The 12192-nt window shown below is 46.0% G+C and carries 9 protein-coding genes and 1 tRNA gene; 5 read left to right on the forward strand and 5 right to left on the reverse strand.

Features of this window, described 5'->3' with window-relative positions; genetic code table 11:
• Position 1: 1 nt before the first annotated feature.
• On the reverse strand, positions 2-1051 hold the full coding sequence (locus tag K8942_03070) for a DUF262 domain-containing protein (protein UPA22024.1): 1050 nt from the start codon (positions 1049-1051) through the stop codon (positions 2-4).
• A gap of 97 nt (positions 1052-1148) precedes the next feature.
• Between K8942_03070 and K8942_03075 the strand changes: the two genes are divergently transcribed.
• Both K8942_03075 and K8942_03080 read left to right on the forward strand, forming a co-directional pair.
• Positions 1149-2708: an Eco57I restriction-modification methylase domain-containing protein gene (locus tag K8942_03075; GenBank protein UPA22025.1), complete on the forward strand. Its 1560-nt coding sequence runs from the start codon at positions 1149-1151 to the stop codon at positions 2706-2708.
• 18 nt (positions 2709-2726) lie between these two features.
• Complete coding sequence (locus K8942_03080) at positions 2727-3665, forward strand: restriction endonuclease (GenBank protein ID UPA22026.1); 939 nt, start codon at positions 2727-2729, stop codon at positions 3663-3665.
• A gap of 8 nt (positions 3666-3673) precedes the next feature.
• On the opposite strand, the gene K8942_03085 is transcribed toward K8942_03080, so the two are convergent.
• The 3 genes from K8942_03085 to K8942_03095 all read right to left on the reverse strand — a co-directional run bounded on the left by K8942_03085 (position 3674) and on the right by K8942_03095 (position 7385).
• Entirely contained in the window at positions 3674-4411 is a 738-nt protein-coding gene (locus tag K8942_03085; GenBank protein UPA22027.1) for a sel1 repeat family protein, read from the reverse strand.
• 38 nt (positions 4412-4449) lie between these two features.
• Entirely contained in the window at positions 4450-5829 is a 1380-nt protein-coding gene (locus tag K8942_03090) for a VanW family protein (protein ID UPA22028.1), read from the reverse strand.
• A 191-nt stretch (positions 5830-6020) separates the two neighbouring features.
• The gene (locus tag K8942_03095; GenBank protein ID UPA22029.1) at positions 6021-7385 is read right to left on the reverse strand and encodes a DUF11 domain-containing protein; all 1365 of its coding nucleotides are present in this window, start codon (positions 7383-7385) and stop codon (positions 6021-6023) included.
• Between the two features lie 271 nt (positions 7386-7656).
• Between K8942_03095 and K8942_03100 the strand changes: the two genes are divergently transcribed.
• Both K8942_03100 and K8942_03105 read left to right on the forward strand, forming a co-directional pair.
• Positions 7657-7731: transfer RNA gene (locus K8942_03100), tRNA-Phe, on the forward strand.
• A 145-nt stretch (positions 7732-7876) separates the two neighbouring features.
• Positions 7877-8017 (forward strand): hypothetical protein, encoded by a 141-nt coding sequence (locus K8942_03105; GenBank protein ID UPA22030.1) that lies wholly within the window; start codon positions 7877-7879, stop codon positions 8015-8017.
• A 44-nt stretch (positions 8018-8061) separates the two neighbouring features.
• On the opposite strand, the gene obgE is transcribed toward K8942_03105, so the two are convergent.
• Positions 8062-9438 carry a GTPase ObgE gene (gene obgE, locus K8942_03110; protein UPA22031.1) on the reverse strand — a complete coding sequence of 459 codons (1377 nt, stop codon included), beginning with the start codon at positions 9436-9438 and terminating at the stop codon, positions 8062-8064.
• Positions 9439-9771: 333 nt separating this feature from the next.
• On the opposite strand from obgE, the gene dnaK reads away from it, so the two are divergent.
• Positions 9772-11673 carry a molecular chaperone DnaK gene (dnaK, locus tag K8942_03115; protein ID UPA22032.1) on the forward strand — a complete coding sequence of 634 codons (1902 nt, stop codon included), beginning with the start codon at positions 9772-9774 and terminating at the stop codon, positions 11671-11673.
• Positions 11674-12192 lie beyond the last annotated feature (519 nt).

Raw genomic sequence — 12192 nt, forward strand, 5'->3', positions numbered from 1 at the left:
ATTAATCTAATAAGGCACTTTTTAAGGCATCATATCTTGCTTTTCGTTGCTTGAAATCAGTGCTTGCACCACTTGTATTTACAAAATATTCATAAGCATTCTTATATGACGCGTCATGTGTTGCCAAAAAAGAATCAGCATCTTCTTCATTTTTAAATTCACTTACTTTATCTAGGAATTTTAAATAATTCTCCGCAATAACAGTATGATCTTCTGTAATATTATTGAGAGTTAATACAGCCCAGAGCGTATAAAGATTGTAACCAGTCTTTATAAAATCAATACAACGATCATTTGAGTCAACCATATCTTCAATAATAGATTTAATTGAAGATTTTTTTTCTTGATATGCTTCTTCATCAAATTCAATTCCTTCAATTGAATCAAGTTCGGAATAACGTTTATCTAAATAATCTTGATTAAAGCCTTCAATTTTATTATCAATAGTAATTAATAATAATTCAGACACCAATTGAACATCTCGCATTCTTCTAATATTTGCTTTGGTACTTAGTTTAATTTTTTCCCAAAAAGGAGCTAATGCTTCAGTTTCAGCTTCTTTTATAAACCACCCTTCATATCTTGCATGCCTTAATTCCTGCTCAACAAGCTTACGAGCATTTCTATTAACACGATCAAAAACCTCATTTACTTCTTCGCCTGATGGAATATCTATATAATCAACTAATACAACGTAATCCCAAAATATTTTCTTATATTTTGAATCTAACTCACTGAACTTTTTACCATTTAAATTTGTGTCTCCAAAGTCTCTATCAATTGCTATTTCATCTTTAGTAAACATTATTATTGTTTGAATACGTTGCTTACCGTCAACAACATTATATGTTGCAGAACCATTATCATCTTTATCTTGATGAAGAAAGATGGGAGGAAATGGATAATTTCTAAAAATAGTATCCAAAAGAAATTTCCTATCTTTTGCAGTCCATACACTACGTCTCTGATAAGGGGGGTCGAGATTAAGTTTATTAAAATTAGACTGGTCTAAAAACCAAGAAATATCGTGTAATGTAGGTCTGCGTTCCATGCGTACAGTTTACCTAACTTTTATTTTTTTCAAATAGTTAAATAATGGTGATTTAGCAATTTCTCAAATAACAGCACACAATGTACAATTGTGAACAATGATAGTTACAGCGCAAATAGGAAAATCAAAGGCTATTAAGCTTCCAAAATCGATTTTATACCAGGTAGAAGCTCTTAGAATTAGAGCTGCACTTGAAACAACTTCTGAAAAAAAATCTAGTCTAGGTCAATTTTTTACACCAGCACCAATTGCTCATTTATTAGCTTCAATGTTCGAATTTAACAAATCCCATCTTTCCTTACTAGATGCAGGTGCAGGTGTTGGAAATCTTTCTATAGCTTGTATTCAAGAAATATGTAAAAGATCTTCCAAAACCAAGAGTATAAAACTAACTGCCTTTGAAGTTGATACAGAACTTTTAGCTTATTTAGAAGAAACATATAAAATTTGCGCCCTTCTATGTAAAAATCAAGGAATTAAATTTGAATATGAAATAATTAACTCAGATTTTATAAAAGATAGTGTTCAGAAATTACAACAGTCATCCGAGCAGCAATTATTTGACTGTGTAGTAATGAATCCTCCGTATAAGAAAATACATAGTCAGTCAGATATACGATTTTTACTGAGAGAAGTAGGAATCGAAACAGGGAATTTATACGCAGGATTCTTAGCAGTTGCTATGAAATTATTAAAGGCTGATGGTCAAATGGTTGCGATTACACCAAGAAGTTTTTGCAATGGTCCATATTTCCGTCCTTTCAGAGAATTATTTTTGAAAAAGATGGCATTATCGAAAATTCACATTTTCGAATCTCGTAAAGATGCATTTAAAGAAGATGCAGTACTACAAGAAAATATTATATTTAGCGCATTTAAAAACAGAGAGATTCCCTTTGTTCAAATTAGTTCGAGTAATAAATCAGTTGACGCAATCAACTCATCAAGAGAAATACCTTACTCAAAGGTAATTAATCCAAATGATCCTGAAATGTTTATACATATAATACCGAACGAAATTGGTGATTGGGCTTCAAAAAATATGAACTACTTTAATTCCTCTTTATCAAATTTAGGACTTAAAGTATCAACAGGAAAAGTTGTGGATTTCCGTGCAAAAGAATTTTTAAGAGGTATGCCTGAATCAGATACAGTTCCTCTAATTTTTCCAACTCATTTTAGTGAAGGAAAAATACATTGGCCAAAAATGAATTCTAAAAAGCCGAATGCAATTATTCGAAATATCAATACTGAACCTTCATTGATTAGCAATGAGAGATATGTGATCGTAAAACGTTTTTCTTCAAAAGAAGAAAAGCGCCGAATCGTTGCGGTCATTTATGAACCATCTTTTACGAAAGCTGACCTAATTGGTTTTGAAAACCATTTAAATTATTTCCATATGAATGGAGTAGGTTTGGACGAGAATTTAGCTAAAGGAATATTTGTATTTCTTAATTCAACTCTAGTTGATACTTATTTCCGACTTTTTAACGGTCATACACAAGTTAATGCCACTGATCTAAACAGCATTAAATACCCATCATTAGAAGAACTTAGAACTCTAGGTAAAAAAACTCCATTCCCTATATCCCAAGAAACAATTGATGCTCTCGTGCAAAAAGAGTTACTTAACAAGAAAATTGCGCTACTATAAACGAGCCCTATAGCTCAAATGAAACATATTCAAGAAGCACTGGCTATACTCGAACAGCTAGAATTACCTAGAGAGCAGCAGAATGAACGTTCTGCTTTAACTTTATTAGCATTGCTTGATATAAAGCCAAAAAATTCATGGGATGAAGCGAATAATCCATTGTGCGGCATTACTCCAATGATGGAATTCTTTGCTAAATATTACAAAAAAAAATATAAGCCAAACACTAGAGAAACTGTGAGAAGACAGAGTGTTCATCAATTTATTGAAGCTGGCTTAATCACTGCAAATCCAGACAAGCCTGATCGGCCAGTAAATAGTCCTAAAGCAGTGTATCAGATTGATCCAACAGTTCTTGAGCTTCTTAAAACTTATGGAACAAAAGAGTGGGGAAATAATCTAACTGTATATCTAAGCATCATTGAAACATTGAAAAAACGTTACGCACGAGAGAGAAAGATGAATCGCATCCCAGTAAAACTTGCAGCCGGAAAAACAATAACTCTATCTCCAGGTGGGCAAAATATTTTAGTTAAGCAAATAATTGAAGAATTTGCATCTATTTATACACCAAATGGCAAACTAGTTTATGTTGGTGATACTGAAGAAAAATTTGCTTATTATGATGAAAAGTTGATTGCAAACTTAAACATTACAGTTGAATCGCACGGTAAAATGCCAGATGTTATTTTGTATCACGTTGAAAAAAATTGGCTTATTCTTATTGAAGCTGTTACATCACATGGACCTGTAGATGGAAAAAGAAGAGATGAATTGAAGCGATTATTTAGCTCCTCAAAAGCTGGTTTAGTTTTTGTAACTTCATTTTTAACCCGTAAAGCCATGGTTAAATATTTGAGTAATATTTCTTGGGAATCTGAAGTATGGATTGCAGAAGAACCTACACATTTAATTCACTTTAATGGTGATAGGTTTTTAGGACCATATACAAATTGACATACGGATCACCCCTCCACCTCCTCCTGAATCCCCTTAATAATCTCCTGCACCCGCTTCGTCGCAGCTTCTTTCTCTTCCGCACTCAACTTTGCCGTCACCGGACCAATCACTTCCTGCGCCTTTGTATCGCCAAGGATTCCCGCAACCGTGAACCACGAATACGCTTCCATGTTGTTCAGGGCTGCACCTTCTCCTTTCGCATACATGACGCCAAGGTTGAACGCAGCATCGGCAAAGCCTTTCTCTGCAGAGGACTTGAAGTAGTTCATTGCGCGCTTCATGTCGATGGTGACGCCTTCGCCGCGGTAAAACATGACGCCGAGGTTATATTCCGCACGGTCGCTACCGTTTTTTGCGGCTTTGTCGAACCACTGGCGGGCTTTTGCGTAGTCCTGGGGGAGATCGAGTCCGTCGTAGTAGGAAATACCAAGGTTGAACTGGGAGCGCAGGTCGCCTTGTGCGGCTGCTTTCTCCAGCCACTGCACACCTTTGGCCATATCTTTCGGTACTTCAATTCCTTCCATGTACATGCTTCCCACTTCAAACTGCGCATCAGCATTGCCTGCGTCTGCGAGTGCCATCAGCATTTCTTTCGTCATCACCTGACCGGTGCCGGTTGCAGTATCGATCGTCGCACCCGTGCCGGTGTTTGTGCCGCTACCCGTTTGTGGGTCGGTCACAGAACCTGAACAGGCTGCGAGAAAAAGGCTAAGGACGAGGCTGAGGGTGAGTGTGGAACGCATGCAGCCAGTCTAGCAACATGCATCTACAGGCACAACAATCAGAGATCGTTTGCAACCACGAGCGTGCCTCCAGTGGAGACAAGAGCGTGCAGGAGGGTGGTACCCGGGGTGTTTTCGTACTTCTTGAAGACGAAGCGGGGGATACCCTTGTGGTAGGTTGCAACGAGAGGTTTTACTTCCTGACGACCGTCGGTGTGTGTGACGGTGCGCACCCATCCCACCTGATCGTGTCCGAGGGGCTTGAGTTCACTGGCGCGAGGCTTCGTGTTGTAGAAGTACGGGCCATCGAGAGAGACGGTGCGGTTATCGCTGATGCCGTAGACCTGCACAGTTACGTCGTCAATGTCATGAATGTAGGCCTGAATGAGCAGGTACCCTTCGGTGTCGTTTCTGAAGCGCATGTCGTGGACACCAGGGAAGATAGTGGCATCGAGTCCGGCACCATACGGTTCGTAGTGGTCGACCCACATACTGTGGTTGCGCTTTTCAACAATCGGAAATCCTGCGAGGAGTGCTGCACGGAAGACCGTGGTAGCAGCCTGACAGATACCGGCACCAGGAGTGAGGGCAGCGCCACCACCGAAGAGGCCAAGACCTTCTCTCCAGCCTTTATCCAGCGTGACAGGGCCACCGAGAGTATCCACAAACGAGAAGACTTCTCCCGGCTTCACCACAATGTTATTTATGCGTTCATCAATAGCCTTGTGCACGTTCCAGACGCGCTCTTCCGGAGAGTTCGAAAAGTCGGAGCGGCCGGATGCAAGCAGTGTGAGGGACTGCTCTTTTCCATCGAGGGCGACAATCACGTCAGCCTTTTTGAAGGCGACGTTTACTTCGACGTTGTCGTATCCATTCTCCAGAGCATTCGCCACAACGCGGCTCATGGAATTGCTGTCGTATGCAAATCCATTATGTGCGACAGGAGCATCCACCGCGCGGGAGACTTTCTGCTTGTCCTGCGTGACAGCTGTCACTTTGGTCGAGACATGCTGGCGCTGGTTTTCAAATATTCCTTTTGCAATATACGAAGAGAGAAGAGCTTTATCGACCGTGAAGGATGCGGAAGACCACTGCACATCAAGTGTGATCAGTTCCGGATGATTCTTGAGAGAGACTGTCCATTCCGTTTTTTCTGCACTCGATGCTGAGTCAGATACTTTCACCGTGACAGACCGTGTCTGCAATACCTCGCGCTGTTCAAGCGCACGGACGAGCGTTGCAACACCCGGGACCATACCGCCACTCGCAGAGAGTCTCTTCTGGAGGTTCTGCGCTTCGTTCAGAAGGGCGCTGGATCCGGTGTAGGCCTCGCAGTCACCGCAGTCTGCAACCGACCCTGTAGGGGCACTGGGCGCAGCCTCGTGAACGCTGTCGCGGACGACGGACTGAAGGAGGTAGATATTTGACAGAACTAACAATAAGGCGATTCCTGATAATGTGCCTAGAGAAGCTCCGTTAAGGAATTTGGTGTATTTGTGTATCATTTGATTGTATTATACTACATTTTTCTAAATATTGCAAATATAAAGATACATGACGAAATAACACTTCGTTTTTCTACAAAAAAGAGGACCCGAAGGCCCTCTTTTTACAGTCGATAGGGGAGTGCTTAACGCAGCTTGCGGCGCTGGAGCTTCATACCGGCGAATGCAAGGGGAGCGGTCGCAACCATGAAGAGAAGATCCATAGCGGCACCAGTAGCCGGAAGGTTTCCGACAACGGATGTGGTGGTGGAAACAGTCACTTTCTCGTTGAGAGTGGCGTTACCAACGTCCTTTCCGCTGAGCGTTGCAACGCTGTTGATAGCGGTACCGTTCTTCAGGTTGTTTGAGACGCGGACTGTGTACGACGTTCTCCATGTCTCACCGGACTGAAGGACCGGGAGAGTCCACTGGATGATACCGTTTCCAATGATCTTGCCTTCTCCAGCGTCGACGATCGTGACGAGAGCCGGGTCAAAACGCTCGGTAATGACTGCATCGCGGACCGTGTTCAAAAGAACGTTCTGGACAAGGAAGGTGTAGCGGATAGTGCCACCCGGGACGACGTCACCGGAGTCTGCGGTCTTGCGGAAGAGAACACTCTTGGCGTTCGCAGAAGACGTGCGGGACGAGTGATTGTCGCGGGAGCTGATGGTTGTAATGCCATTGCGTTCCGTTGCGACCATGAAGGTCGGATCACCGTGCAAATCGCGGGAAAGGGTCGTATCTGTAGCGGTATAGGTACCTGCGCGGGCAATCACACGGGCTGCGGTGTACGGAGCCTGGCGCTTGCGCATGTCTGCATTGAAGGTGAAGGTCTTCTGTTCGTTCGGCTCAAAGTAGACGTCTCTCCAGGTAATAACCGGGTAGGAGATGTTTGCAGCAGGGGAGATAGAGTCGACAGAGTTGAGGGATGTGACGTTTGCGGTCACATCTGTGCGGGCTGCAGATGCAGAGGTGTTGCGCACAGTCACAACGTAGTGCTGTGTTTCACCCGGATAGACCAATTCAAGGTTATCCGTCACATGTACGCGGAATGTGCTGTCTGGGAGGCGTCCGGTCACGGTGGTGACATCAGAAGCCTGGAGGTTGGAGGACTGAGCAACAGCGTGGAGCTCTGTGTTTACAGAGATATTGGTCTTCAGCTTCACAGAAATGGTGAAGATCTGCTTTTCCCCCTGGCTCACAGCCACTTTGTCCCAAATGACGCGGTTTCCTGCGACACGGCCATCACGGTCCGGATACACAGTGTCAGCCTCGCTCGGAAGCGTGACAACCAGGTCAGAATAGCCAACAGGTCCTGCATGGCGGGTCAGAGTGACCACGTAGAGGATTGTTGCACCCGGGGCTACAGTCACCTTTCCATCAGTGATGGAGATGGTTGTATAACCGGAAGAAGAACTAGAATCGGCCAACGCGACCGTTGTACCGGCGATCATGCTCAGAAGAGCAAATGCGGACAGCGTCCGGCGGAGGAAGGAGAACTTTTCCACGGGTGGTTGGGGGGATTAATAAGAAAGGAGGAGTATTAAACCATGGTTTATAATAGATGTAAAGCATTTTCTTATAATCTGTCAAATAGGCGTATAAATGCCCTATATCTATTTTATACCGGCATCCCCGTCACAAAAGCGCAGCAAAGAGAGGCTATTTATGGTATAATGGTCGGATCTATCCGAAGCCAAATTCAGACAAGAGGTTCAGACCTCTTCTTTGTTGAGAGAGCATTTGCTATAGTCCCCGCACCACGATTTTGCGACCTTTGGCCAGGTAGCTCAGTGGTAGAGCACTCGCCTGAAGAGCGAGGTGTCGCCAGTTCGATCCTGGCCCTGGCCACCATTTCCTATCAATGCGTTAGAATAGATCACTTTTTCACGAATTCGTAGAATAGTGATCATTTTTGTAAGTCACGCCGGAAGCCCCCGTCATCACTACTGCAATCGTGCACGATTGTTCCTTACTTACTTCTTTTCCCCCACGTTCTATGAAAAAGAATCAGAACGACAGGCAGCAGCAGGATGCTCAGACAAGTAGTAATAGAGACGATATGCAGAATGACACGGCACGACAAGGATCCACCGATACGGATCGCGATATTGATACCACACGGAGCGGTAATCGGTGAAAGAGGGGGTTTCTGGGCGGGCTGAAGCCCGCCCTTTTTGGTATTTAGAGATGTTCGTCCACGCGGACCTTTCCTATATAGACATGACGGTCCGCATCCTCCTCATTCTCTTTCTTGAGGTGCTGCTTGAGTGCGCGCAGGAATCCGATGCGGTCCAGCACATCGCGGAAGCGCTCAACGGCGCCGGCTGAATCAAAGTTGGTCATGGCAGTAAACTGCTCCAGGCGCTTACCGGTCACATAAATGTGTCCGTCTTCTTTCTTTTCAATACGGTACGCACCCATTTTGATCGATGCCTCCTGAGGCTTGAGAATAGGCAGGGCAGATGCCTTTTCTTCGGCAATGTCGTCTGCAAGCTGGGCGCGCTTCTCACGTTCTTCCAGGACAAGCGGCAGAAGCTTCGTCACGAGCTCATCTGTGTTTCCTTTCGTGGCAGAGGAAATGCTCATGTAAATATCGATGCCGTTCTTCTTCAGTTCTTTCTCAATGGCAGCGGTATCGCCACCAATAAGGTCGGTTTTATTGAGCAGAACGAGCTCACGCTTCGTATCGAGCGTCTCGGAATAAGCATGCAGTTCTTTGCGGATGGCATGATAGTCATCAATCAGTTTCTGCACATTCACCTTGTTTCCTTCTTCAAGCGCACGTTCGATATCCAGCAGATGCAGAAGCACTCCGCAGCGTTCGACGTGCTTGAGGAATTTATCACCAAGGCCTTTGCCCTCGCTGGCGCCTTCAATCAGTCCCGGAATATCGCAGACCACAAACGAGCGTCCGCCCTGGGAACTCGAAGATGAGCCGATAGTGACCACACCGAGGTTTGGCACAAGCGTGGTAAACGGATACGCAGCAATTTTCGGACGTGCAGCACTAATAACGGAGATGAGAGTCGACTTTCCAACGCTCGGGTATCCGATGATTCCCACATCTGCCACCAGTTTCAGTTCCAGAATCATAAAACGATGCTCACCGGGCTCACCGAGTTCTGCAAAATCCGGACGCTGACGTGTGGAGCTCAGGAAGTGGCCGTTTCCAAATCCGCCGCGCCCACCGGCTGCAGCGACGAGTTGATCGCCCACCACACGCAAATCTCCAATGAGGATGCGCTTGGTTGGGTCCGTAGGATCGACTTCTGAGACGGTTGTTCCCGGTGGAACAGCGAGAATCAAATCCTCTGCCGCCTTTCCTGCTTTATGTGCCCCGCGTCCGAAGCCGCCTTTTTCCGCTTCAAACCGTTTACGGGATGCGAAATCGCTGAGTGTATCTGTGTTCGAATCCGCCACAAACACCACATTGCCGCCGCGCCCGCCGTTTCCACCGTCCGGTCCGCCTTTGGGCACGTACTTTTCACGGCGCCAGCTGACACAGCCGTCACCACCATCACCGCCGGAGACTTCGATTTTTGCTTCGTCTAAAAACATAGGGGCAGTATAGCGTATTTTTCTCTTTCCGCTCTGTCTTTTGACAGATTCTTAAAAATGTCTACCATTCAACTATGAACGAACCAAACAACTATCGGGGGGAGTCTCCTGAAGAAATGGAGCAACAAATCAGGGAGCCTGCTGTGGATAAACTGATTGAATGTCTCCTGCAGGAACGGGACAGCAATTACAGAGGAATCAATATTAGTATTAATGGTGAAAGACTCTTTCCTGGACGGGACTGGTCGGAGAATTAAAGAGAAAGATATTGACCCTGCAAATTTATCACTCTAAAATCCCGAGTGATAAATTTCCTCATTTACCCCCTAGATTATGAGCAAGATCATTGGAATTGACCTTGGTACCACCAACTCCTGCGTCGCGGTTATTGAAGGCGGTGAGCCGGTCGTGATCCCGAATGCCGAAGGAAACCGCACGACCCCGTCTGTCGTTGCCTTCAAGGACAACGAAGTCCTTGTCGGAGTATCCGCCAAGCGCCAGGCTGTCACGAACCCGAAAAACACGATTTTCTCTGCGAAGCGTTTCATTGGTCACAGACACGATGAAGTAAAGAGCGAAGCGGCCAATATGCCGTTTGAAGTGAAGAGCGGCAAAGAAGGCCGCGCATCGATTGTCGTGAACGGCAAAGAAATGCTGCCACAGGAAGTCAGCGCAAAAGTGCTGCAGAAACTCAAAGCAGATGCGGAAGCGTTCCTCGGAACGAAAGTCGATAAAGCAGTCATCACCGTTCCTGCGTACTTCGACGACTCCCAGCGTCAGGCTACGAAAGAAGCGGGCCAGATTGCCGGACTCGAAGTGGTGCGCATCATCAACGAACCGACGGCCGCTGCGCTTGCGTACGGACTTGATAAAGGAAAGGAAGAGAAGATTGTGGTGTACGACCTCGGAGGAGGAACCTTCGACGTCTCCGTGCTCGAAATGGGCGACGGCGTGTTCGAAGTACTCGCGACAAACGGTGACACACACCTCGGAGGAGATGACTTCGACCAGGTGATTATTGAATGGATTCTCGCAGAATTTAAAAAGGAGAGCGGTGTCGATCTCAGTGCCGATAAGATCGCTATCCAGCGCCTGAAGGAATCCGCAGAAAAAGCGAAGATCGAACTGTCGTCGTCCATGGAGACAGAAATCAACCTGCCGTTCATTACCGCTGATGCGACAGGCCCGAAGCATTTGCTGATGAAGCTCTCCCGCGCGAAGCTCGAATCACTCGTTGCGGATTTGATCGAGAAAACCATCGAGCCGTGTATGAAGGCGATGAAAGATGCAAAGGTCTCGAAGAGCGATATTCATGAAGTGGTGCTGGTGGGAGGAATGACGCGCATGCCGAAGGTGATTGAGAAGGTGAAAGAGATTTTCGGCAAAGAGCCGCACAAGGGTGTGAACCCGGACGAAGTGGTCGCAATCGGTGCTGCCGTGCAGGCCGGTGTGCTTGGCGGAGACATTAATAAAGACATCGTCCTCGTCGACGTGACGCCGCTCAGCTTCGGCATCGAAACCATGGGAGGCATTGCTACCAAGCTGATTGAGCGCAACACAAAGATCCCGACCTCTAAGAGCCAGATCTTCTCCACCGCCGCAGACAATCAGCCGTCCGTCGAAATTCACATCACACAAGGTGAACGCGAACTCTCGAAGGACAACAAGTCTCTCGGCCGCTTTATCCTCGATGGCATCCCCCCGGCTCCGCGCGGTATGCCGCAGATTGAAGTCTCTCTCGACCTCGACTCAAACGGTATCCTCAACGTGAAAGCGAAAGACAAGGGAACCGGCAAAGAGCAGCACATCACCATTCAGGGCTCCACAGGTCTCAGCAAAGAGGAAGTTGAGCAGATGAAGAAAGATGCAGAACTGCACGCAGAGGAAGACAAGAAGAAGCGCGAAGAAATTGATATCCGCAACTCTGCCGATGCAATGATCTTCAACCTCGAGAAGCAGCTGCGCGAACACGATGCGAAGATAAAGGATGACACGAAGAAAACCGTGAACGAAAAGATGAACACGCTCCGCGACCTCCTGAAGAAGGAAGACACACCGAGCGAAGACATCAAGAAGGCAACGGAAGATCTCGCACTCTCAGCGCAGGAAATAGGCAAGATTATCTACGAAGAAGCACAGAAAGAAGAAGCTGCAAAAGCATCCGGCGGTGAGAAGCCGAAAGACGATGTGGTGGATGCGGAAGTGGTCGATGAAAAGCCAACGGAAGAAAAGTAATAGGTACTCTCATTAGTCAATAACAGACGATTGCTGTCTGTTATTGACTATGTAAAAAAAGATAGGAAAATAGGAAGAAAGTATGAGGCTGCATAACCCGGAAGCAACGGATTTGCCAACAAACGCTCTTCCTGCCGGATACAAACAGAAGGAATACATGCGCATTCTCCAGGATGATGCTCTGCGCAACCGCATTGCGAGCTTGTTCATGGAAGAAGAAATCTACGCGCACGATATTGTAAACCGCCTCCACGATGAACTACATCTGAACGAACGTGCCGCACCAAAAACAAATGAACAGATTGTGAGAAAAGTGATTATCAATGCCGTTCCTACAGAAAAGAGAGAACTGATAGAAGCAAGGCAACGACACAGGAAATATGAAAACCATGCAGGAAAACTTGCGGAGAAACGTACAAAAAAACTCACAGAGGATCACCGAGTGGTATTCTCTCCGGAGGAATGGGCATTCCTGCGTGAGAAAGTAGAAAGCAGAAAGTATCTCACGGCAAAGAAAGA

This window comes from Candidatus Peribacteria bacterium, assembly GCA_023038255.1.
Classification (GTDB): Bacteria; Patescibacteriota; Gracilibacteria; order Peribacterales; family Peribacteraceae; genus CALREJ01.